16 protein-coding genes are annotated in these 25,025 nt (G+C 41.8%); 8 read left to right on the top strand and 8 right to left on the bottom strand.

The genetic code is table 11. From position 1 onward, the window contains the following. Window positions 1-9 precede the first annotated feature (9 nt). From zwf to BMY70_RS28965, 3 genes are all read right to left on the bottom strand, one after another. The gene (zwf, locus tag BMY70_RS28975; RefSeq protein WP_090341689.1) at window positions 10-1,512 is read right to left on the bottom strand and encodes a glucose-6-phosphate dehydrogenase; all 1,503 of its coding nucleotides are present in this window, start codon (window positions 1,510-1,512) and stop codon (window positions 10-12) included. Between the two features lie 15 nt (window positions 1,513-1,527). Beyond that, the gene (gnd, locus tag BMY70_RS28970) at window positions 1,528-2,940 is read right to left on the bottom strand and encodes an NADP-dependent phosphogluconate dehydrogenase (protein ID WP_090341687.1); all 1,413 of its coding nucleotides are present in this window, start codon (window positions 2,938-2,940) and stop codon (window positions 1,528-1,530) included. A gap of 604 nt (window positions 2,941-3,544) precedes the next feature. Continuing rightward, window positions 3,545-4,099 carry a YcxB family protein gene (locus BMY70_RS28965; RefSeq protein ID WP_090341685.1) on the bottom strand — a complete coding sequence of 185 codons (555 nt, stop codon included), beginning with the start codon at window positions 4,097-4,099 and terminating at the stop codon, window positions 3,545-3,547. Between the two features lie 303 nt (window positions 4,100-4,402). On the opposite strand from BMY70_RS28965, the gene BMY70_RS28960 reads away from it, so the two are divergent. The 4 genes from BMY70_RS28960 to BMY70_RS28945 all read left to right on the top strand — a co-directional run bounded on the left by BMY70_RS28960 (window position 4,403) and on the right by BMY70_RS28945 (window position 8,949). Next, on the top strand, window positions 4,403-6,463 hold the full coding sequence (locus BMY70_RS28960) for a BatA domain-containing protein (RefSeq protein ID WP_090341683.1): 2,061 nt from the start codon (window positions 4,403-4,405) through the stop codon (window positions 6,461-6,463). A 104-nt stretch (window positions 6,464-6,567) separates the two neighbouring features. Next, window positions 6,568-7,710 (top strand): 5-(carboxyamino)imidazole ribonucleotide synthase, encoded by a 1,143-nt coding sequence (locus BMY70_RS28955; protein WP_090341681.1) that lies wholly within the window; start codon window positions 6,568-6,570, stop codon window positions 7,708-7,710. A 39-nt stretch (window positions 7,711-7,749) separates the two neighbouring features. Continuing rightward, window positions 7,750-8,241 carry a 5-(carboxyamino)imidazole ribonucleotide mutase gene (purE, locus tag BMY70_RS28950; protein ID WP_090341679.1) on the top strand — a complete coding sequence of 164 codons (492 nt, stop codon included), beginning with the start codon at window positions 7,750-7,752 and terminating at the stop codon, window positions 8,239-8,241. A 60-nt stretch (window positions 8,242-8,301) separates the two neighbouring features. After that, entirely contained in the window at window positions 8,302-8,949 is a 648-nt protein-coding gene (locus BMY70_RS28945) for a LysM peptidoglycan-binding domain-containing protein (RefSeq protein ID WP_090341676.1), read from the top strand. A gap of 136 nt (window positions 8,950-9,085) precedes the next feature. Here the strand turns inward: BMY70_RS28945 and BMY70_RS28940 are convergent, their stop codons facing one another. Next, window positions 9,086-11,944 (bottom strand): TonB-dependent receptor, encoded by a 2,859-nt coding sequence (locus BMY70_RS28940; RefSeq protein WP_090341674.1) that lies wholly within the window; start codon window positions 11,942-11,944, stop codon window positions 9,086-9,088. Window positions 11,945-12,078: 134 nt separating this feature from the next. Continuing rightward, the gene (locus BMY70_RS28935; RefSeq protein ID WP_090341672.1) at window positions 12,079-15,690 is read right to left on the bottom strand and encodes a PAS domain S-box protein; all 3,612 of its coding nucleotides are present in this window, start codon (window positions 15,688-15,690) and stop codon (window positions 12,079-12,081) included. 87 nt (window positions 15,691-15,777) lie between these two features. On the opposite strand from BMY70_RS28935, the gene rsmA reads away from it, so the two are divergent. Both rsmA and mgtE read left to right on the top strand, forming a co-directional pair. Then, a complete protein-coding gene (rsmA, locus tag BMY70_RS28930; protein WP_090342018.1) occupies window positions 15,778-16,581 on the top strand; it encodes a 16S rRNA (adenine(1518)-N(6)/adenine(1519)-N(6))-dimethyltransferase RsmA in 804 nt (267 codons plus the stop codon). A 92-nt stretch (window positions 16,582-16,673) separates the two neighbouring features. Beyond that, window positions 16,674-18,026 carry a magnesium transporter gene (mgtE, locus tag BMY70_RS28925; protein ID WP_090341670.1) on the top strand — a complete coding sequence of 451 codons (1,353 nt, stop codon included), beginning with the start codon at window positions 16,674-16,676 and terminating at the stop codon, window positions 18,024-18,026. Window positions 18,027-18,035: 9 nt separating this feature from the next. Here mgtE and BMY70_RS28920 read toward each other — a convergent pair whose 3' ends face one another. Next, window positions 18,036-19,502, bottom strand: a complete 1,467-nt coding sequence (locus BMY70_RS28920) for an L-serine ammonia-lyase (RefSeq protein WP_229209820.1) — start codon at window positions 19,500-19,502, stop codon at window positions 18,036-18,038. Between the two features lie 202 nt (window positions 19,503-19,704). Here BMY70_RS28920 and dtd point away from each other — a divergent pair, with 202 nt between their 5' ends. Together dtd and BMY70_RS28910 are read left to right on the top strand one after the other, a co-directional pair. Continuing rightward, a complete protein-coding gene (dtd, locus tag BMY70_RS28915) occupies window positions 19,705-20,157 on the top strand; it encodes a D-aminoacyl-tRNA deacylase (protein WP_090341668.1) in 453 nt (150 codons plus the stop codon). 10 nt (window positions 20,158-20,167) lie between these two features. Beyond that, the gene (locus BMY70_RS28910) at window positions 20,168-20,494 is read left to right on the top strand and encodes a nucleotide pyrophosphohydrolase (RefSeq protein WP_090342013.1); all 327 of its coding nucleotides are present in this window, start codon (window positions 20,168-20,170) and stop codon (window positions 20,492-20,494) included. Between the two features lie 82 nt (window positions 20,495-20,576). Here BMY70_RS28910 and odhB read toward each other — a convergent pair whose 3' ends face one another. Beyond that, complete coding sequence (odhB, locus tag BMY70_RS28905) at window positions 20,577-22,139, bottom strand: 2-oxoglutarate dehydrogenase complex dihydrolipoyllysine-residue succinyltransferase (protein ID WP_090341666.1); 1,563 nt, start codon at window positions 22,137-22,139, stop codon at window positions 20,577-20,579. 53 nt (window positions 22,140-22,192) lie between these two features. Then, window positions 22,193-24,955 (bottom strand): 2-oxoglutarate dehydrogenase E1 component, encoded by a 2,763-nt coding sequence (locus tag BMY70_RS28900; RefSeq protein ID WP_090341664.1) that lies wholly within the window; start codon window positions 24,953-24,955, stop codon window positions 22,193-22,195. Between the last annotated feature and the right edge of the window lie 70 nt (window positions 24,956-25,025).

The following is a 25,025-nucleotide window of genomic DNA, read 5'->3' as shown; positions in this document are numbered from 1 at the left end:
TTTGTGATTTTAAGCTGATGGTACATTAATCCATGTATGTCCTTCCTGCGCAATCAGTTTATCCGCTGCCTCAGGGCCCCATGAATCCGGAGTATAATTAGGGAAATCAGCTGGTTTATGACTTTCCCAATGTTCTAGAATAGGCATAATCACCTTCCACGCAGCCTCAACCTGGTCGCCGCGCATAAACAAAGTTGCATCACCTTCCATTGCATCCAAAAGCAAAGTTTCGTAAGCTTCCGGAGCGTGATCAGCTTCGGTATCATAGCTGAAAGTCATGTCCACCGGATCCAAAGTCATCGTCTGCCCCGGACGTTTCACCTGAAAACGGATACTGATATCCATTTCCGGCTGAATACTTATCGTCAGCTTATTTGAGTGCCAGGTATCAGCAGACTCGCTTGGAAATGCATTATGCGGCGCAGATTTAAACTGCAACGTAATATGCGTTGCTTTCTGGTTCAGGTATTTTCCGGTACGGACGTAAATCGGAACTCCCTGCCAGCGCCAGTTATCGATATAGAATTTTGCAGCAGCAAAAGTATCAATCGCAGATTCAGGATTAACTCCTTTTTCCTCACGATAGCCAACGACTTCCTCTCCTTTTTTCCAGCCTTTTGAATATTGTCCGCGAACGGCATGTTCACCCACTTTATCAGGCGTAATCCGGCGGATTGCGTTTAATACATCCACCTTTTTATTTCTGATTTCGTTCGCATCAAAAGAAACAGGCGCTTCCATGGCAACCATGCAAAGTATCTGCAAAATATGGTTTTGAACCATATCACGCAAAGCTCCCGAATTTTCAAAATATCCGCCACGACCTTCCAAACCGACGCTTTCAGCGGCAGTAATCTGAATATGATCAATGTAATTGCGATTCCAGATTGGTTCAAATAAAGCATTTGCGAAACGTAGAGCCAGGATATTTTGAACCGTTTCTTTACCCAAATAATGGTCAATACGGAAAATCTGCTCTTCCTTGAACATGCTTGAAAGCAAAGCATTTAATTCATGCGCGCTTTTCAAATCATGACCAAAAGGCTTTTCTACGACAATCCTGGTGCAATGTACATCGCTGCATAGATTCAGCGCGCCAAGTTTTGTTGCGATCGAAGGGACCAGCTGCGGAGCCACGGCAAGGTAAAAAATCACGTTTGGATGTTGTCCCCATTCGGCTTCTTTTTCTTTCACCAAATCCGTGATCTTATGATAGGCAGCCGCGTCATCTCCATCCATTTGGAGATATGAAACATGCTGGCTAAAATCCTTCCAATGTCCGTTTTGCTCACCTTTACGACGAGAAAATTTTGTTATCCCGTCCAGCAAATGACCATGATATTCTTCGTTGCTATATGAACTTCGACCTATTCCGGCAATTGCAAAGTTGTCGGGCATCCATTCATCTAAAAAAAGATTATAAAGCGCCGGCGTTAATTTTCTATAATTTAAATCACCGCTGCCTCCAAAAATAAAAAGTATGGACGCAGGCGGTCTTTTATTTGTTTTCATAAAAGCTACCTTCTTTTAATGATTCCATTCAGTATGGAAAGTTCCCGGAATGTCTGTACGCTGATAGGTATGTGCGCCAAAATAATCACGTTGCGCCTGGATAAGATTTGTCGCCATACGTTCGCTGCGGTAAGCGTCGAAATAAGCAAGTGACGACATCAACGCCGCCGCAGGAACTCCGCTCAAAGCCGCTTGTGCAACCACTGCGCGCGTATTGCTTTCCGCTGATTTAATAATGGCGGCAACACCTGGATCAAGCAGAATATTCGACAGATCCGGCGAGTTTTTATATGCCTGAGTGAAAGTTTCCAATAAAGTAGAACGTATAATACATCCACCGCGCCACACACTTACCGCATCTGGCAAAGGAATGTCCATTGCCAATTCTCTTGATGCCTGGTAAAGCATTGCAAGACCTTGCGCATAACTTAAAATGGTACCGAAATATAAGGCATCGTGAACCTGCTTAATCCATTCCTCAGTCGAAACCGTAATGGCTGCACCGGACTCATTATATAAAGCTGCCGCTTTTATTCTTTCTTCTTTGTATCCCGAAACCGTACGCATTGCAACTGCACTATCAATTACAGAAACAGCAACGGGCAATTCCATAGAGTCCTGAGAAGTCCATTTCCCTGTTCCTTTTGAACCTGCTTTATCAGAAATTACGTCCAATAAACGCGCGGTTGTTTTGTCGTCTTTTTGCAGAAAAATATCTGCTGTAATTTCAACAAGAAAAGATTGCAGCGCACCTTCATTCCATTTTTTGAAAGTTTCATGAAGTTCGTCATTGTTTAATCCTGCATGTTTCAGCAAAGTATATGATTCGCTGATCAACTGCATGATCGCGTATTCGATACCATTGTGAACCATTTTCACATAATGACCCGCTCCTTCTTTTCCTAGATATGCTACACAAGGCTCGCCATTTACCTTCGCCGCAATGGCTTCCAGCAATGGTTTCACATGTGAATAAGCCTCTAAATCTCCACCAGGCATGATACTCGGACCGGTTCGAGCACCTTGTTCTCCACCGGAAACTCCGACACCCATGAAATGAATTTCCTTGTCGCGCAGATATTTAACACGACGTAATGTATCGGTATAATGAGAATTTCCACCATCAATAATCACATCACCTTTTTCAACCAAAGGCAGCAGTGATTCGATCACATCATCAACCGGTTTACCGGCAGGTACAAGCATCATCAATTTCCGTGGACGCTGTAATTGCTGCACCATATGTGCAAGATCCGGAACTCCTTTCACCGTAGTACCTTCCGTTGCGGCAGCTTCAAGCGCAGCCGTTTTAGCTTCGTCTTTATCAAAGCCAATAACAGAAAAACCGTGATCGGCGGTATTCAGCAACAGGTTTCTACCCATTACTCCCAACCCAATCATTCCAAAATCGAAGAGGTTATTTGACATAAATTAAAGGTCTATTGAAACAAGAAGCCGTAAAAATAGGCTTTTTTCGTACTGGTTTTACGATTTCGGGCAAGCTTTGGTTCATATCATTTAAAAAACGTAAGATCCTCGCTTGATGATTACCCGTAAGTATCCAAAAGTGATTTTTTACTCTAACCAATTATAGTTTAGTAAAACATTGATTTTTAAATATTTAAATCTTCTAAAGTTCAAGGATCGCTGTTTCAGTTATAAAATTCGTCCGTTTGAATATTAATACAAATTTTAGCTCAAATAATTTAAAAGTAAAGATTCTGTCACCCTTTCCGTATGTTAAACATGAAGAGTTGGGCTATTTTCTACAATCTATTTAACTGCCATCCCTTAGGGGGCGGATTCCGGTGTTAGCTGAATTGCCGATTCCGGCATAAGAATTACATCGATTTAATGTCCTCAAGCATAGTCCAGAAGCTATCTTTGTATTGCATAAATAGAGAGTGTTTTAACTGCCGGATTATATCCCGAAGGATTGGCAGAAAACTTTCATTACTGTTAAACTGACACTAAAAAAAAGCGGAAACCGGGACGCACCCAATTTCCGCTTTTATATTATAATCAAAACACCTTACTTTTCTTTCAGGAATTCTTTTTGTTTCAATATTCTTTCAAAAACTTTAACATCGTGTTCTGATGTAAAAATCGAGAATGGAAGATGAACAAACTGCCCTCTGGAAATAACCAGAACATACGCGTCCTCATCTTTATATACATCCTGAATCTGTTCCCATTTCATGATACTTCCTTCTTTTGCATTCATTTTCATCAAAATCTGACGTTGGTCTATTTCATATGAAAATTTTTCAAACATCGGTTTGTACTGCGCTAACTGAGTAATTCCGGTAAATTGAATAACCCAAAAAAGAATGTAAAGAATTACCGCAACAAAAATTACAACGTAGATCCAGATATTTGGATACACACCCGTAATGCTCACAACAGCATTGATAAGAAGCAGTGCCACCGGTAACAAAATCCACTTGATTTGTGCTTTGAAGAAATTCTTCATCGCCAGCGTAATGTATTTTTTAGTTGGCAACGCATACCTTTTTGTACGAACCGCTGCCGGGTTCGTAGGCATTTGATAAACAGGCTGGTGTTTGTTCACCGATACTTTGGCCATAATTCTGTTAAAAATTAATCAATTTCTTTTTTTATTGGAGATTGCCCAACCATAAGGCTTTTCGACAATTGCTAAACGAACTGTAAAGTTAGAAAAAAGCTGTCGACTTATCCGAAAGCCACCGAAATAAATACTGTAAAATACGCAGAACTCTTACCAGATATGCAGGGAACGAATAAAAACCAAAGTTTATCACCCGATATTTGAAAAATTTGCGTTCTTTAAGATATCAAATTCCTTGCAGCGTAAAACTGACTGCCAATTGCTGAAAGCCGGCGGCTTAAAATTAACATCCGAACCTAAATGAGTTTTCTTTTTCCGTCATTCTTGTGGGGTTTACTGGCCATATCTGTTCCGATAGCCATTCATATATTTAATTTCAGGAAAACAAAACGTGTTTTTTTTACAAATGTCGCTTTTTTAAAAGCGGTGGAAACGCAGACCCGATCAATCAGAAAAATAAAACACTGGCTGATTATGGCAGCCCGTATTCTGGCAATTACATGCCTCGTTTTTGCCTTTGCTCAGCCATTTTTACCAGGAAAAAATAACGGATCTGTTGAAAGGAAAGGGATTACCAGCATCTACCTGGATAATTCGTTCAGCATGCAAAACGAGTCTAATAACAAACGTTACCTTGATATTGCCACGACCCGGCTTAACGAATTGCTTGGACTTTTTAAAAATGCAACATCTCTTCAATTAGTAACAAACGATTTTTCGGCGACAGAGCAAGGACTTTACCCGGCTGAAAAAATCCGTGACCGATTCACAACCATCGGGCTTTCTCACACACCGCGTACGTTTGAACAGGTATATAAGCGCCAGGAAAATCTGGTGTCGAAATATCAAAACGGCAGCAAAAATCAGTTTTTCTGGTTTTCAGATTTTCAGAAAAGCACTTCCGGTGATTTGGCAAAATTAAAAACGGACTCTGTTAACCAGCTTTTTTTGGTACCTGTACAAGCCGTCGCAGAAAAAAATATTTTTGTTGATTCAGTTTGGCTCAGCAATCCTTTTATCAGAGAATTGCAGAACAATATTCTTTTTGTCAAGGTCAGTAATTCAGGAAGCGCCGAAGCTAAAAAGATCGTTTTGAAATTAAGTCTGGATAATACACAATCATCCACAGCATCCGTTAATGTTCCGGCCAACGGAAGTGCAATTGCCAGGTTTAATTTCAATTTGAAAGGAAAAGGATTTAAACAGGGAAGAATTACATTCGACGATTTTCCGGTAACTTTTGACAATGATTATTATTTTGTGTTAAACGCATCGCCGCTGATCCGTATCCTTCATATTTACGGACAAAAATTTGAAGGAAATTACATCAATAATGTATATGCCAACGACAGTCTGTTTGCTCTTCAAAGTTTCGCTGCTCAAAATATTGATCCCGGTTTAATCAAAAATTCGGATATGGTTTTGCTTGAAGGCGTTGAACAACCCTCGGGGACGCTGGCTTCAGAAATTCAGGATTTTGTTCGAAAAGGTGGCAGCTTAACTGTAATTCCGCCGTCGACGCCGAATGCCGGAAGTTACAACGCTTTACTTCAAAATCTTGGTATTAATGGTTTGAATGCGGAAAAACCAGCAAACCGGGAATTGATTTCTATTGCAGCTCCTGACCGGAACAATCCGTTTTTCAGTGACGTCTTCGAAGAATCCATCCGACAGGAATTGAATCTAAATTTGCCATCTACGTCACCCGCCTGGACCTGGTCAAGTGCGGGCCAGCCGCTTCTGGCACTTCGCAGCGGCCAACCTTATTTGAGTCAGATGTCGAGCGGAAAAGGTAAAATTTATTTGTTTGCCTCACCGCTTATTCCAGAATTTGGATCGATGGCGCAACATGCCATTTTTGTTCCAATTATGTACAAAATGGCTGCATTAAGTGTGAGGGCGCAACGAACTGCTTTTACTTTCGATGAAAATCCGATTGTATTGACGGTAAATACAGAAGCTCAAAACAGTGTTTACAAATTGCGTCGGAATAAAGCAGAAGTGATTCCGGTACAGAAATTGGTTGGTAATCAGCTTTTACTTGAAATTCCGCAAGGAGACCAGACAGGGAATGGACTGGATGCCGGATATTTCGAACTTGTGAAAGACAATAAAGTAGAGCAACTGCTTGCGCTGAACCATAATAACGCAGAATCCAAGCTGGTTTATTTCTCACCGACGGATTTGCGGAATATTTTTTCAGGACAGAAAAATGTTCAGATTTTCGATAAGATCGATGACGACGCCTTTGCTCAGGAATTTCAGCAGCAAAACCTGGGAACAAGTCTCTGGAAATATTTCCTGTACGGCGCTCTGTTCTTTTTGTTGGTTGAAATTGGACTAATCAGATTTATGAAATAAGATTATATCGCCTCGGAAACTTATCTTATCGTGATTATTGACAGAAACAGTTTTAAGTTCGCGCTTTTTCCACCAATTTTGCAAAAATACAATCGAACTACTAAATGCTTTCATCCCGAATAGGTATTCTTGGCGGTGGTCAGTTAGGACTTATGCTTTTGCAAGCCGCCATAGACTGGAACCTTGACATTCACATTTTAGACCCTGACGCAGAAGCACCCTGCCGCAAAATTGCTCCGAAATTCACACAAGGATCTTTACAGGATTATGATACTGTTTACGAGTTTGGGAAAGATCTGGATGTCATTACGATAGAAATTGAAAAGGTAAATGTCGAAGCGTTAGAAGCGCTTGAAAAAGAAGGAAAACTTATTTATCCCCAGCCTTCTGTTATCCGGAAAATTCAGGATAAAAGAATTCAAAAGCAATTTTACCTCGAAAAACAACTTCCGACAGCCGACTTCGTCCTTACCGAAAACCGGGAAGATGTGCGGAATTTCATAGATTTTTTACCTGCATTTCACAAGCTCGGACGCGACGGTTATGATGGCCGCGGTGTGCAGCGCGTGTCTTCGGAAGCTGAAATTGATAAGGCTTTTGATCAGCCTGGTTTACTTGAAAAAGCAGTACCTTTTGAAAAAGAACTGGCTGTTATTGTGGCCAGAAATCCATCTGGAGAAATTAAATGTTTCCCAACGGTGGAAATGGTTTTTCATCCTGAACTTAATCTGGTAGAATATCTTTTTGCTCCGGCAGAAATCAGTGATGAAATTGATCAGAAAGCGCAGGAAATTGCCAGAAAAACCGCAGAATCATTTGAAATTGTGGGTTTGCTGGCAGTGGAGTTATTCCTTACTGCTGACGGCGAAGTGCTTATTAATGAAGTGGCCCCACGTCCGCACAACAGCGGACATCATACAATTCGTGCTAATGCAACTTCACAATATGAACAACACTGGCGTGCCATTCTGGATTTGCCGCTGGGAAGTACAGCCGCATATGCTCCGTCTGCCATGGTGAATTTGCTGGGCGAAGATGGTTTTGAAGGGCCGGCAGTCTATGAAGGAATGGAAAAATTGCTGGCGACCGAACAGGTTTTTCCGTTTTTGTATTGGAAAGCAATCACCAAACCTTTCCGTAAAATGGGGCATATCACAATCATGGACAACAACATTGCAGCCTTGAAAGAGAAGGTTGATTTTGTTAAAAAAAGTATCAGAGTAATAAGCGGAGATCCGCACAAATAAAGTATAGGCCTGGAGCCAAATTCGAAAAATCAAATAATAATGGTAGGAATAATCATGGGAAGCCTGTCTGACCGGAAGGTAATGCAGGAAGCGGCAGACGCACTAAATGAGTTGGGCATTACGTTTGAAATGGAGATCGTTTCTGCACATCGTACACCTGAACGTATGCTGGAATATGCATCCACTGCGAGGAAGCGCGGATTAAAAGTGATTATCGCAGGTGCTGGCGGAGCGGCGCATTTACCAGGAATGGTTGCCTCGCTTACATCTTTACCTGTGATCGGTGTGCCTGTTTTGTCAAGCAATTCGATCGACGGTTGGGATTCTGTTCTTTCTATCTTGCAAATGCCATCAGGAGTTCCCGTTGCAACGGTTGCTCTGAACGGTGCCAGAAACGCAGGTATTCTTGCGGCGCAAATTATTGGAGCAAGTGACAGCGAAGTTGCTAACCGGCTGGATATCTTCAAAGAAGGATTGAAAGACAAAGTTGCTGTTATGAATAAGGAATTGAAGAATGAAGTTGTAAAGTAACACCCGTTTGCTATTTTCGTAAAAAACTAAGTCACCCGTTAATTGAATCATCATAAAGCTATGGAAGACGAAAACCCGAAAAAGAGAAATATACGCCCAACAGAAAAATCCAACCTGCCAGTTATTACCTTGTTCGTGTTAGTCCTTTTGGTTTTGGCAATGCTTTATGTCGGCTATGAATACATCTCCGACGATGCTACGAATTCCGAAGAGCTTACGTCTGCCGCAGCGGATACTCCTGAAGAAAAGCCGGTGACCAGTGATTTGACGGAGGAGGATGAATCTGAGGAAGCGGTTGTTAACGTTGACGAAAAACCGAAAGCTTCGGAGAAAGAGAAAAAAGAAGAAACAAAAAAAGAAGAGCCTAAAAAGACAGAAGACCCTAAGGCTGTCGCTTCTAAAATCGGAGGTAGAGAAATTACACGAACTGTCAAAAGCGGCGAAACTTTTTCTTCTCTTGCAAGCAAATATAATCTTACTACTGAAACGTTGAAGGCTTTGAACCCTTCGATCTCAGAACTAAAATCAGGTGATAAACTGAAAATCCGCGTTAAGGCTGTTCATACGGTTGGTCCAGGCGATATTTTAAAAGTAGTTTCCGGAAAATATTCAGTTAGCAAAGAAGCTATTATGAAGGCTAATGGGAAATCAAAAGATATGGCCAGCCGCGGCGAAGAGTTGGTGATTCCTTTCCCGACGAAACGTTAAATATTACAAGTTTAAAACAAAAAACACCGACATCAAATCGGTGTTTTTTGTTTGTTAACCCTGAAACAAGCGTTATAAACGCTGAACCATGACCGGACTGACTGCAAATCTGTGCGCGCTTTAATCAGAGTGAGCCTTAGAAACTTCCAGGTCCGCCAGGTCCTCTTCCGCCGCCAGGAAATCCGCCTTGTCCGTCAAATCCTTCACGACGTCTTTCTGAATTATTGCGGGTTGGCATTTTACCGAAATTTCTAAGTGTGTAGGTGAAAGTAAGCATTGCATATTGTGTCAAAACGCGGCTTGTAACGTCCTGCACATAGGTTTCTGTAACATTCCGGGCGATACTGTTATTCTGTTTCAGTATATCAAACACTGTCAATTTAAGTTCACCTGCATTATTTTTCAGGAATTTCTTTCCAACACTTGCATTCCAAAGTGTGAAATTCTGATTAAATCCTGCACCCAAACCGCGGTAAGATTGATTATTAATATCGGAGGCGACAACAAAGCCTTTGCCGAAGATCCAGTTAACTCGTGCGCTAATCGAACTTGTATAATAATTGTTATTTAAATTCGGCTGAATCGAGTTCCTTACAACGTTATAATTTCCTGAATAAGACGCTGTAAAATCCAGATTTTCACTCACGTTGCTGCTCAATACTACTCCCTGACTGTATGTATAGGTGTTAGAGAAGTTTGCAATGTTATTGATCATACCCGGAGAGCGGACGTAATTAAAACCGGAAGTCAAATTCACATTTAGCTTAATTTTCGAAACAGGTTTCCCGTATGTGATCAAAGTTCTGGCGTTCCAGCTTCCGTCCACGTTGATCGGCGCTGTCAATTTTGCACCTTTTTCCAGAACAATTCCGCTTGGTAGCGTAGTTAATTCTTGTGCGATAAAAGTGGAATTTACAATCGCGTTATTGATTTGTGTCAAAAAGATCATCGCATTTAAACTGAATGGTCTGTTTGCACCCGCAATGGAATAACGCATATTTAAATTACTTCTGTACTCTTGTTTCAAATCCGGATTACCAGCTGTTAGCGATAATGGATTGCTGTTATCGACAACGTTTTGTAACTGCGAAATAGATGGCTGATTTGTTGAGCTGCGGAAGAAGGTACGGAATTGAGTACCTTCTTTCGAACGATATGTTACCATCAGATTTGGCAGAAAATTGGTGAAACTCTGATCCACTTTTCCCATCACGGGCGACAATTGTTCACTATACAAACCTGTATTTTGAAAATCCATTCCCAAATTTGCCGACCAGTTATTTTTACGATAACGATAACTCAAACCAGCACGGTTGGTTGTATAACGATTATCAAAACTGTTAGAAAGTAACGTATCAAGCTGCGTGTAAGCCTCTTCGTCGATTCGCGTGTTGTTGTAAGTTTCTTTGTCAGAATTACTGTTACTTACTGTCAGACCATAATTGAATTGCAATTGTCCGGTGCTGCTGATTGGCTCGGTGTAAACAAAATTTCCACCTAAAACTACGGCATTGGAAGAAGTATAACTACGCTGGTCGATCGTATCACCGGGCACTTCCAGATTGCTGAAATACAGGTTTTTAGAATATAATTTTCCACTTCCGTCCTTATCGTTTATCTGTGTATTGAAGTTGAAGGAGAGCGTACGCCCTTTCTTTTCAAAAGCATGGCGAAATAACAGATCATTCGTGAAATTATATCCGTTATTTTTGCTGGATCTATCAATATCTGTGCTATTCAGCGGCGTACCGTCACCCAGATTTGTCAATCCATTTTTTAATGTTCCGGACTGATTATTCTGAAAGCTCAACCGTGGCGTAAAAATCAACATATTCTTTTTGTCGATTGCATATTCCACTCTGAAGTTCAGCCGGTGATTAATGTTCGTACTTCCCGAATTATTGGTTTCCTTATATAATTGTTTCCCGTAATAATCTTCGTTTGTGGTCTGAAAATTATTATTGCTGGTTCTGTTAAAGAAATAGCTACCGGTTACGTCTACTTTTTCACCAAACTTGTTAGCATAATTGAGCCCAAATGAATTTGTCCCGGTAAGCCCGCTTTGTTGTCCAACTAAAAAGTTACCGGCTGATCCTCCCCCACCTCTGTTGCCGCCACCACTATTACCCGATACCCCAAGTAAGTCCTGACTGGAAAAATTTTGCTGATTAATATTATTCGTCAATCCAATGATTGATATACGCTGATTTTTGTCGAAAAAACTGACATTTCCACCTGCCTGATAGCGGTCATCCAGACCGTACCCTGCGAACACTTTACCGAACTGTCCTACTTTTCTATTAGATTTTGTAACAATATTAATAGTCTTTTGTCCGCTTCCGTCATCGAATCCTGTAAACTGCGCCTGATCGCTTAATTTATCAAACACTTCAATTTTGTCAACAATTTCTGCCGGAAGCGATTTTAATGTAAGTGCTGCGTCATCACCAAAAAATGGTTTTCCATCTACCAATACTCTGTTGACCGTTTCTCCATGTGCTGTCACGGTTCCGTTTGTTACGGTAATTCCAGGCATTTTCTGGATCAGATCTTCCGTTGTAGCATCGGGATTTGTTTTAAAAGCTGCTGCGTTAAATTGTGTGGTATCCCCTTTTTGCTCCATCGGCGTCACCGCACCGATTACCTTTACTTCGTTGAGATTAGCCACTGCTTCGGTCAACAAAAATGTTCCGGCATCCTGAACGTTGCCGGCTACATGAACGGTTTTTTGTGAATCCTTATAACTCAAATACGAGATCTTAACCCGGTAAGTTTCCTGGGTTACAGTAATTGCAAATTTGCCATTAACATCGGTCGTGACATATTCAGGTTTGGCATCAGGTGTTGTTTTTGTTACTGCGACATAGGCGCCAACAACCGGAGATTTGCTGGTACTGTCAATTACCGTTCCGATAATCTGAGCGGTCTGCGCCTGAACAAAGCCGGGCAACGCCATGCAAATGATCAGCAAAAGGAGTGGTGTAATTCTGTTCATGGTTTCCTCGTAAAGGTTTATGCTGGGTTAGAGCTGCTTTACGGAATAAGGTTTAACAGCTAGCAAACATATCCTCGCCATAATCGACAGAACACCTGTTTTCACCGATCATTTACATAACTTTCCCTATCAAATTATTTCATCCAATCTTCAAGCAATCCTTCATAACTGTCGAGAAACTTCCGGTAAGCTCTTTGTAATTGTGGAAGCGCCTCGGCCAGCGTGCTTGTATCATCCGATTTCAATCTCCACTCGGCATCCTTTGCAATTTCAGCAACCTGGGAAACTCCAACCGTTCCCGCACTTCCTTTCAATGTATGCAAATTACTTTTGACCGTGGGAATATCTCCGGATGCGTAGGCAGTGACAGCACCTTCGACCAGCTCGTTTGATTCCATAACAAAATCTTCGAAAACCGATAAAACCAAGTCTGCGCCACCGATTGCTTTTAACTGATCGATTATTTCTTTATCCAAAATGGGCAAAGAAATTTCCTGAGCGATTTCTTTTTGCTTCATTTCCAGTTTGCGCCCCTCTACATTTCCGATCAGCTCTTTAACTTTCCAGATCAAATGCTGGGCACGGATCGGTTTTGCGATATAATCGTCCATTCCCTGGCTCAAAAAACGGTCACGGTCTTCCTTCATGGAATAGGCCGTCATCGCAACGATCGGTGAAGTCAGTTCAGGGAAACGTTTTTTCAATTCCTGCGTAGTTTCAACGCCATCCATATCCGGCATTTGAATATCCATGAAGATGATATCATAATTTTCGCCCGTTTTCATTTTGCTTTCAACTTTGTCAAGCGCTACAAAACCACTTTCCGCCAAATCAACCTGACAACCTGATTTTTTCAGAATTTCATTGGCAACTTTCCGGTTTACAGCATTGTCATCAACCAGAAGAATTACGGGATGAAAGTCTGAGAATACATTTTCAATCGGAACTTCCTCCATTTGACTGCTCGAACTTACCTGCGCAATGGAAGTGCTTTTTGTTTCGAAGGTAAACCAGAAAGTACTTCCCTCGCCGATCGTAGATTCTACGCCGATTTCACCGTTCATCAACTCGCAAAGCTGCTTTGAAATAGCAAGTCCCAAGCCGGTTCCTCCAAAAGATTTACGTGATGAATTGTCAAGTTGTGTAAAGGATGTGAACAAAATCTGCTTGTCAATCGCGCTGATACCGATACCGGAATCCTGAACTTCTACTTTTATTTTATACGTTTTGCCATCCCGCTTTACCAAGGAAAGGAAAATTTTGACAGCGCCTCTTTCTGTAAATTTCAGCGCATTGGAAGTCAAATTTGATAAAATCTGTAACAATCTGGTCTGATCTGCGATGATAAATTGTGGCAGATCTGCGGCGATATGGTATGTAAGCTCGTTTCCTTTATTTTTGGCTGTCTGCCCAAATAAAGAAACAAGTTTAACCAGCAATTCTTCCAAAGCAAGCGGTGACTCGTGAAGCACCATTTTTCCTGCCTCGATTTTTGAAAGATCCAGAATATCGTTAAGGATATCAAGCAAAGTTTCAGAAGAGCGTTTGATTGTGAAAACGTAATCACGCTGTTCAGGATTTAATTTTGTTTCGCCAAGCAAATCAATCATCCCGATCACACCGTTCATAGGCGTTCTGATTTCATGGCTCATATTCGCCAGGAAGCCTTCTTTTACCTTTAACGAGTGTTCTGCGTGTTCTTTTGCTTTTAGCAATTCCTGTTCATTTCTCTTCAATTCTGTAATATCACGAGCCAGAACAGCTACTTCTATGGCTTTCCCCTTATCGTTGGTAAACATTAACATGTTCACCATGAACTGTCTTTCTGTGCCATCTTTCCGGTTCAGACTGATCTCGAAATTTCTTAAACTTTTTGTTTTTCGAAGTCTGATCAGAGCAGAATGTATTTTCTTTCTGTCCTTAAAGAATTCAGTAATTTCATGTCCGATAACCTCGTCTGGCGTATACCCCATCCGCTTGAAAACAGACTGGCTGATCATCGAAATTCTACCCTGGCGGTCGATACGGCAATAGATATCCTGCAAGTTTTCGAAAATTCCACGGAACAATTCTTCGCTATGTCGTAATGAGAGTTCCGCTTCTTTCCGGCGCGTAATATCTCTGGCAATACCTGAAACTTCTTCAATGACTCCATTAGAATACTGAATCGGGTTCAAATAAAATTCAAGCCACATTTCACCACCATCTTTTCTATCAATTTTAAATTCAAAATATTGAGGTTCCCCGCGAAGAGCCTGACGATATTTGGTATCCAGCGTCTTCCGGTTTTTTTGCCCAACCAACCGCCAGCCAAACTTTTCAGCACCGACCTGTAAAGTCGGGCGGACACCGACTTGATTTTCAATCAGATCTGCGTAATTTAAATTGAAAGAAGTAAGCTGTAAACTCTTATTAACCGACCATATTAAATGCGAACTACTATCGAAAATAGCATTCAAACGCGCGGCATATTTGCTTAATTCTTCTTCACTTTGTTTTCTGGCAATCGCAAGCGCAACCTGACCGGAAATAAATTCGAGCAATTCCAGATCACGTGCATCGAACATATTCGGATCATCATACGACTTGACGCCAATAATCCCGGTTACCCGGTCACCGATCCGCAGCGGCACGCAAAGCAATAACTTCGGAGTCACGCCGTAAAGGTGCAAACTGTTCGTTTTCGCAAGCCTTTCGATATCAGAATCGTATAAAAAAAGCGGTTTATTGGATGCAATGGCATATTCGGTTACTCCATTCCCCAACCGACGTCTTGTAAACCGAACGTTACCCTTGAAATATTCATCGACGTAATACGGAAAATACAGATAGCTTTTACTTTGATCGTAAAGCGCGATAAAGAAGTTTTTGACATCAATAATTTTCCCTAATTCCTCATGGATTTTATGGTAAAAATCATCCAGATTCTGGGTATTCACCGTCCAGTTGGCAATACTGTAATACAAACTCTGCGCTTTTTCTGCACGGATTTTTTCAGTATAATCGTTTAATATACAGCGAAAAGCCGTAGGTTTTCCGTTATCAAACCGGCAAACGACACTTCCTGCCACAAAGACTTTTTTACCTTCTTTACTTAAAAAAACCGTCTCAAAATTGGGGTTGGCTTTTCCTTCACGGATCAGATCAAGCTGAGCGATGGCTTCCTCCATATGCTGCGGATGAAGAATATCCTGCATGCGCATTGAAGCCGTTTCATCGAGCCGGTAACCCAACACTTCGCGCCAGGCTTTGTTGACAAAAATAAATTTTCCGTCAAGCGCCACAAGCTGGATTAAATCACTTGTGTTATCAACCAGATCTTGAAGCTGCGCATTGGATTTGGTTATCGAAGATTCCATCCGACGTTTCCGGGTAATATCATCACCCACCAAGGTGATATATAAAACTTTGTCCTCATCGTTTTGAATTAAAACGGAATTGATCGAAAACGTACGGAGCGTACCCTTTTGAGCTAAAAAAGGAACTTCCCGTTGTTCAAGTTTTCGTTTGCCCTGAATCCCCTCTTCCAGCATCTGACTAACTTCGTCCTCTTCATCTTTTGGCACCAGTCTTTCAAAGATACTTTCCCCGATCAGATCCGATTCGAGCCACCCTGTTTTCTTTATAGCATATGGACTTATTGCACGAATGATGAAATCAGGCGTGAAAGTTACCCCTATCAAATTCAAGTGTTGTAGTGTGGCGTGTATTGACTGCCAGTCAGTCAGCGACGATATCATTTCCATAGTTTGCCGGAAACCGTATTTTTAAGATTACTTCCTATTCTTTATTCGATAAATCTACGAATTAAGACGTAATTTTGGTCCGTGAAAATAAATTATAAAAATCAGAACGATTCGAAAGTTCGTGCCAAAAAGCATTTGGGACAACATTTCCTGAAAGACATGAATATCGCCAATAAGATCGTTGACGGTCTGACAGGTCATGGCGGATATAATAAAGTGTTGGAAATAGGGCCTGGAATGGGCGTATTGACGCAATTTTTATTGCAAAAAACCGCTTTCAGCACATATGTTATTGAGATAGATACCGAATCGGTTGTCTATTTGAAAAAGCATTATGAAGAACTGACGCCACGAATTATTGAAGGCGATTTCCTGAAATACAATACTTCGGAAGTTTTCCCGGAGCCTTTTGCGATAATAGGCAACTTTCCTTACAACATTTCTTCGCAAATATTTTTTAAAGTGCTGGAAATGCCTGACCGCGTACCGGAAGTTGTTTGTATGCTTCAAAAAGAGGTCGCGCAGCGGATCGCATCACCTCCGGGAAATAAAGATTATGGAATTTTGAGCGTACTTTTGCAGGCTTTTTATGATATCAGTTATCTGGTAACCGTTCCTCCCGGCGCTTTTGATCCACCTCCAAAAGTGCAGTCAGGTGTGATCCGTTTAAGCCGAAATGACACAAAATCGCTCGCATGTGACCAGAAATTATTTTTCAGAGTAGTAAAAACCGCTTTCAATCAGCGGAGAAAAACGTTAAGAAACGCTTTGAAACCGATTTGTGAAATGCCCGAACATCCGCTTTTGACCAAACGGGCCGAGCAGCTAAACGTTGCCGAGTTTGTTGAGTTGACACTTTTAGCGGATGGTGTGGTTAAAGCTAATCGTTAAAAAACATAAAAACAAAATCGTTTTATCTGTTTTAGTCGTAAATAACCGCAGCAAGATCTCTCATTGTAATACCCCTTTGCCAGTACAGATTTATGAATTTTGAGTTAACCAAAGAATACGTTGAACAAGTACAGGAATTAATCCTCACTGAAAATTCGGAAGCCATTCGAAGCAGCATGACCGAACTTTTCCCTGCGGATATAACAGGCTTGTTGTATGAACTGGAAACTCCGGAAGCAAGATATCTGATCAATCAATTGGATACTGCCTTGGGCGCTGAAATTCTTGCCGCGCTTGATCCGAACGAGAGACGTGAATTTTTAAAAGCATTCACCTCTGAGGAAATATCAAGTTACGTTAATCTTTTTGACTCAGATGATGCGGTGGATTTGCTGAACGAACAGCCGATACGCGTTCGTGAAGAAGTTATTGCTTTGCTGGAAGACAGAGAGCAGGCCCGCTTCATTCTCGATTTGCTGCATTATGACGAAGATGTGGCGGGTGGTTTGATGCAGAAAGAGTTGGTAAAGGCCAATGTCAACTGGAATGTAAATCAATGTATAGAAGAGCTCAGAAAACAGGCCGAAGACGTTGAAAAAGTTTATGCGGTTTATGTAATCGACGATAATGGAATTTTGCTTGGGATATTGTCTTTGAAAAAGATCGTACTGGCCAATAAGGATACCAAAATTGAAAGACTTTATGACAAGGATGTCATTTTTGTAGAAACGTATCGTCCGGCAGAAGAAGTTGCTGAACTTATGCAGCGTTATGACCTTGATGCGTTGCCGGTCGTTAATGTTCAGGGAAAACTTCTGGGGCGAATTACGATCGATGACGTGATTGACGTAATTACCGAACAGGCAAATTCTGATACCCTGGCCATGGCCGGTATCACGGGAGACGTGGAAGAAAATGATACCATCTGGCAACAGACACGTGCTCGTTTACCCTGGCTTTTGGTCGGTATGATGGGAGGAATCGTGGCGGCGAAATTTATCAGTTTTTTCGAAGGTGATCTAAAAATAATTCCTGCCATGGCCGCTTTCATTCCAATTATTGGCTCGACAGGCGGAAATGTTGGTATACAAACTTCATCTATAATTCTCCAGAGTATAGCTGATAAAACGGGGCTGGATATCAATGTCTGGCAAAGACTTATACGAATGTTTGCTGTTGCTTCGATTAACGGATTGATTATCAGCGGAATTGTTTTCGGATTTAATCTATTGATAGGCAATGAGCTGCAACTGGCACTTGTCGTTTCTTCCGCACTGCTGTCGGTTGTTTTTTTAGCCTCCTTTATGGGAACTGTAACACCGATTCTACTCGATAAAATCGGTATCAATCCTGCAGTAGCTTCCGGTCCTTTTATTACAACCGCCAACGATCTGATTGGCTACGGCGTGTATTTCGGTCTGGCTCATTTACTTTTGAATCTATAAAGCCTGGCATTAGCATTCGCTCAAACTTATCGGGATATTGACAGCCAAACCGCCTTCTGAGGTTTCCTTATACCTGAAATTCATATCCAGAGCTGTTTCCCACATCGTTTTCACAACATTGTCCAATGAAACTTTTGCGTTTTCAGGGTTGCTCTGCATAGCTAACTGTGAAGCTGTAATTGCCTTGATAGCACCCATCGTATTTCGTTCGATACATGGAATCTGAACGAGTCCGCCGACAGGATCGCAGGTCATACCCAAATGATGCTCCATTGCTATTTCCGCTGCCATCATACATTGTTCAACCGTTCCGCCGGAAACTTCTGTGAGACCCGCAGCTGCCATTGCCGACGACACACCAATTTCAGCCTGACAACCACCCATAGCAGCAGAAATAGTTGCACCTTTCTTAAAAATACAGCCTACTTCGCTGGCAGTAAGCAAAAATCTGATAACATCTTCTTCAGTATCATTGCAAAATATCAGATAGTATTGTAAAACGGCTGGGATAACACCCGCAGAACCGTTTGTCGGCGCAGTGACCACCCGGCTAAACGAGGCATTTTCCTCATTCACAGCCAAAGCAAAGCAACTCAGCCAATCCAATGTATACTTAAATCCGCTACCGCAGGAACGTATAGCCTGAATCCATTCTTCATAAGTTGAATAATTCGCTCCGTTTAAAAGCTTTTTGTTCAGCGCAGCAGCTCGTCTTTTCACATTCAATCCTCCTGACAGCGTTCCTTCATTATGACAGCCTTCAAAAATACTTTCCTTCATCACTTTCCAGATATTCAGAAGCTGCTTTTTTATCTCGGCCTCACTCCTCCAAACTTTTTCATTTTCATAAATGATGTCAGAAATTTTCATTCCCGTCGACTTATGCCACGCGAGCAGGTCCGAAGCGTGATCCACCGGAAACGGAAGTTTAACGCAAGGGGAAATTTTTTCTTCCTTTTCATCTTCTTTAATGACAAAACCACCACCGACAGAATAGTAGGTATCAGTAATTGTTTGACCTGAATCCGTTTCGGCAACGAAAGTCAATGCATTGGGATGAAAAGGCAGCGATTCCTGCATCTGGAATTTGATATCCGTCTTTGGATTAAAAACGATTTTTTTTTCTCCGTTTAACGACAATTCTTTTCCTTCCATAATCCGGGATTTTATTCCCTCAATTTGCTTTGTATCCATCGTAACGGGATCAAAACCGCTCAATCCGAGCTGCACCGCCAAATCCGTTCCATGGCCAATTCCGGTTTTCGCCAGGGAGCCAAACAGAAAAACTTTAACAGATGTTATTTCATTCAAATCAATTGTTTCCCGGACAAGTTTTACAAATTGCTGCGCCGCCCGCCATGGCCCCAGTGTGTGTGAACTGGACGGTCCCACTCCGATCTTGAAGATATCAAAAACGGAAATCCTTTCTTCTTTCAAGGCTGGTTTTGCAGTGTTTGATTTCTCTGAGACGACCATCTGATAAATGTTTATAAACGTTGTTTTTACAAGATACAACCCTTATTACAACGATTCAACATGCTCAGGATTATTTCCTGCTATTTTAAGTAATGAAATAAAATTTACTGAAATGAGTTCCTGTTCGATTTATTGTTATTTTGCCAGCTTTAAATTTCGACCACTGAAAGGAAAAAATTCCTGACTAACATTTTAAAAATTCATGATTGCAGTTATCCAGCGGGTAAGTGAAGCGTCCGTGACAATTGAGGGAAAAGTAGAAGGTAAAATTGATACCGGGTTTTTAGTATTGTTGGGCATAACACACGAGGACACACGTGAAGATCTCGAATGGCTTGGCAAGAAAATTATCGGGATACGGATTTTCGGTGACGATGAAGGAAAAATGAATCTGGATCTGAAGGCGGTGAACGGAAATATTCTGCTTATTAGCCAGTTCACTTTGCATGCAAATACTAAAAAGGGAAACCGGCCTTCCTTTATCGAGGCAGCAAGGCCGGAAGCAGCCATCCCGCTCTACGAACAAATGATTGAGTTTCTGGGAAAAGAACTTGGCAATCCGATTCAAACAGGAATTTTTGGCGCAGATATGAAGGTGGCTTTGCTAAACGACGGCCCTGTAACAATTGTAATTGATTCAAAAAACAGAATTTAAAGACGACAAAATGACACTTGAAGAAGCACAGCAGCAGGTCGATAACTGGATAAAAACATATGGCGTCCGATACTTTTCGGAGCTCACCAACATGGCTATCCTAACAGAGGAAGTTGGCGAAGTAGCGAGAATTATGTCCAGGACTTACGGAGATCAGTCATTCAAAAAATCCGATCTTGACAAGGATCTTGGCGATGAAATGGCGGATGTACTATGGGTTTTAATATGTCTGGCAAATCAAACAGGTATTAATTTAACCGAGGCTTTTGAAAAGAATCTTGCTAAGAAGACTGAGCGCGACAAGGATCGGCATAAGGAAAATCCAAAATTGGGTTGATCATTAGTATAATCCATTATTAAACAGAAAAGACTTCGAAGATAATCTTCAAAGTCTTTTCTGTTTAATAATATATTCCGGATTACATATCCAGCAAAAGCCTCATTGGATCTTCAAGTAATTGTTTTACCCGAACCAGGAAGCTTACTGAATCTTTTCCGTCAATTGTACGGTGATCATAAGAAAGTGCAAGGAACATAATCGGGCGAATAACAATTTCGCCGTTTACTACCACAGCACGTTCAACGATATTATGCATCCCCAAAATCGCGGATTGCGGTGCATTAATAATTGGAGTCGAAAGCATAGAACCGAAAGTTCCACCATTGGTAATCGTGAAAGTCCCGCCAGACATTTCGTCCAGACCTAGCTTACCATCACGAGCACGAACAGCCAGACGAACAATTTCTTTTTCGATCGCAGAGAAAGAAAGGTCTTCTGCGTTCCTTATCACCGGAACTACCAACCCGCGAGGTGTAGAAACGGCTATGGAGATGTCCGCATAGTCATTGTAAACCAATTCTTCGCCGTCGATATATGCATTAACAACCGGGAAATCTTTTAATGCAACAGTAACTGCTTTTACAAAAAACGACATAAAGCCCAAACCAACTTCATGTTTTTCTTTAAACTTATCTTTGAACTTGTTACGAAGATCCATTACTGGCTTCATATCAACTTCATTGAAGGTTGTTAGCATAGCAGTTTCACTCTTCACTGCCACAAGACGTCTTGCGATCGTACGACGAAGTGAAGACATTTTTTCACGACGCTGACCTCGTTCGCCAGGAGCTGCCGCTTTCGCAGGAGCTGATGGAGCCGCTGGTTTCGCGGCAGGAGCCGGAGCAGCAGGTTTAGCACCCGCTTTCAAAGCATCGTCTTTCATAATTTTTCCACCTGAACCAGAACCGTTCACATCCTTAGGATCGATTCCTTTTTCAGCCAAAATCTTAGCTGCAACAGGAGAAGTATGTTTTTCTGTATATCCTTTGTCAGTTTCAGCCGCCGCCGCAGGAGCAGGTGCCGAAGAAGGTGCCGCTGTACCTGTCGAAGCGCCAACCTCTATTTTGCAGATAACTGCACCAATCGCCAAGGTATCTCCTTCTTTTCCAACAATTCTTAACGTACCAACTGCCTCAGAAGGGAGTTCGAATGTTGCTTTATCTGATTCTAGCTCACATAGAATTTCATCCATTTCCACGTGATCTCCATCTTTTTTACTCCACGAAGCGATAGTCACCTCTGTAATGGATTCACCAACAGCAGGAACTTTCATTTCATAGATTTCGCCCGTAGCAGCTGTCGCAGCAGGAGCTTTCTCTTCGGTCTTTTCCGGAGCAGGAGCAGCTACCGGTTCTGGCGCTTTTTCAGCAGCCGGAGCAGGTGCAGCTGCCGCGGCACCGTTCGCAGACGAATCAATCGTAGCGATCAAGTCCCCGATATTTAATGTATCACCTTCCTGCGCTTTGATGTGCAAAACACCTTCTGACTCGGCAGTTAGTTCAAATGTTGCTTTATCTGAATCCAATCCGCAAATTACCTCATCCAATTTCACAAAATCTCCATCATTTTTGAACCAGTTCCCTATCGTAACCTCAGTAATGGACTCGCCTACCGGCGGTACTTTTATCTCAATTTCAGCCATTTTATCAGCAATATGATGAACGAATTATGTCTTTTATAACTTAGTTGAATACCCTATTCAAATGCCCTGCGAATGATCTCAGCCTGTTCCTGTGCATGGATTTTCGCGAATCCTGTCGATGGTGACGCACTTGAACGGCGGGCAATAACTTCCAATGGTTTTTTTCCATTGTACATACGAAGCATGAAAGTCCAGCCACCCATGTTAAAAGGCTCTTCCTGCACCCAAAATACTTTCGCATTTTCATAAAGTGCAAGATGTTCGTCTATTTGTTTTTGCGGGAAGGGGTGCATTTGCTCCAAACGAATGATGGCAACATCATCACGCTTGTCTTTCTGCTGTTTTTCGTACAATTCATAGTACAATTTCCCTGTACATAACAACACTTTCGTTACCTTTTTAGCATCAACAAAAGTATCGCCGATCGTCTCTCTAAATGTCCCTTCAGTAAGATCAGAGATTGGAGAAACACAAAGCGGATGTCTCAACATCGACTTTGGCGACATCACGATCAAAGGCTTACGGAACGGAAATTTCAGCTGGCGACGAAGCAAGTGGAAGAAGTTAGCCGGCGTCGTAACATTGGCTACGATCATATTATAATCAGCCGATAGTTGCAGGTAACGTTCCGGACGAGCATTCGAGTGTTCTGGCCCCTGACCTTCATATCCGTGTGGAAGAAGCATTACAAGACCCGTCCAACGATCCCATTTGGTCTCACTTGACGAAATAAACTGGTCAATAATTACCTGCGCACCGTTAGCGAAATCACCAAATTGTGCTTCCCAGATAACCAGCGCATTAGGATTTGCCATCGAATAACCGAATTCAAAACCTAAAACCGCATATTCCGAAAGCAAAGAGTTATAGATCATGAAAGGCCCCTGGTCTTCCTGGATATGCGCTAAACTGCTGTAAGAATCATTATTTTCAACATCGTGCAAAACAGCATGACGGTGAGAGAAGGTACCGCGCTGAACATCCTGTCCGCTTAAACGAACAATATTTCCTTCGGCCAAAACTGAACCATAAGCAAGTAATTCAGCCGTAGCCCAGTTTACCTCCTTCTTCTCAAAGATCATTTGTTCGCGATCTTTCAAAAGTTTGTCAATTTGTTTCAGTCTCTGAAAATCTTCCGGCGTACTGATCAGTGCCTTCCCGATTTTTTCAAGAATTTCTAGCGGAACACCGGTCTCCGGAGATTTCTCAAAATCTACCGGTGTCGATTTTCTCAAACTATGCCATTCCTGTTCAAGTTTTGGTAAAACATAAGGTAATGCTTTTTGTTTCACCATATCAAGACGTTCCTGAAGCAAAGTCTTGAACTCTTTATCCATATTGGCTGCCAGCTGAGCATCCACATCACCACGATCTGCAAGCGTTTTTTGATAAATCTCGCGAGGATTCTGATGATTTTCAATCGATTTGTAAAGAACCGGTTGCGTAAATTTAGGCTCATCAGCTTCGTTATGTCCATGACGACGATAACAAACCATGTCTATGAAAATATCTTTGTTAAATTTCTGACGATATTCAACAGCAAGTCTCATACAGAAAACTACTGCTTCCGGATCATCACCATTAACGTGAAGAACAGGAGCGTCTACGATTTTCGCAACATCCGTACAGTAAATACTTGAACGAGCATCAATGAAATCCGTTGTAAAACCAACCTGGTTGTTGATCACAAAATGGATAGTACCACCTGTGTAATAACCATTAAGGCCTGACATCTGCGTTACTTCATATACAATCCCCTGACCCGCAACCGCAGCATCTCCATGAATAATAACGGGAAGTACACGATCATAATCAGATTCGTACATGCCATCGGCTCTTGCGCGGATAAATCCTTCAACTACCGGATTAACTGCTTCAAGGTGCGATGGGTTTGGAGCTAATTTCAAATGAACCTGATTTCCGTTTTCAGCGGTGATCTGGCTCGCATAACCCATGTGGTATTTAACGTCACCGTCTCCCCAAACCTGATCAGGTAAATTACCTTCGAATTCGTTAAAGATCTGTCCGTATGTTTTTTGCATCACGTTCGCAAGAACGTTCAAACGACCACGGTGAGCCATCCCGATCATTACTTCTACCACACCCATTTCCGCAGCTTTATTGATCATTGCGTCAAGGGCAGGAATTGTCGTTTCTCCACCTTCCAGCGAGAAACGTTTTTGTCCAAGATATTTGGTATGAAGGAAATTTTCGAAAACAACTGCTTCGTTCAGCTTGGAAAGAATGTGTTTTTTCTCATCAATTGAAAACGACATATTTAATGCCTCTTTTTCAATTTTCTTCCGTAACCAGCTTTTCTGCTCGCGGTCACGGATGTAGAGATATTCAAATCCAATATTTCCTGAATAGATTTTTTTCAGGGAATCAACAATTTCACGTAACGTAGCGGGACGGCCGAAAACTTCGGTACCAGCTTCAAATACAGAATCCAAATCCTCTGGTCCAAGACTAAAATCGCTAAGTTCCAGTTGTGGCTTGCGGTCTTTTCTTTTTTGGATCGGATTGGTCGTTGCAAGCAAATGTCCTCTTGAACGGTATCCACGGATTAAGTGAACCACCTCCATTTCCTTTCGGATCTGAGCTGCGTCCACCTTGCCGGCAGATGCTACCTCCTTTCCATTACTGGCACCATTGGCATGTCCATTGCCGTTGGCAGGGTATTTCTGATAAAAATCAAACCCTTCAAAAAACTTTTGCCAACCTTCGTCTACGGAGGTTGAATCTTGCTTATAGGAATTGTATAATTCCTCTATGTAAGCGGCGTCGGAATTTGCTATATATGTGTATTTATCCATCACAAATGTGATTATTTCATTTACCGGACAAAGTTACGAGACTTATGTAAACAAAACGCAAAAAATCTCC

The organism is Dyadobacter koreensis (assembly GCF_900108855.1).
GTDB lineage: Bacteria > Bacteroidota > Bacteroidia > Cytophagales > Spirosomataceae > Dyadobacter > Dyadobacter koreensis.
This window is presented reverse-complemented; position numbering and strand designations above follow the sequence as displayed.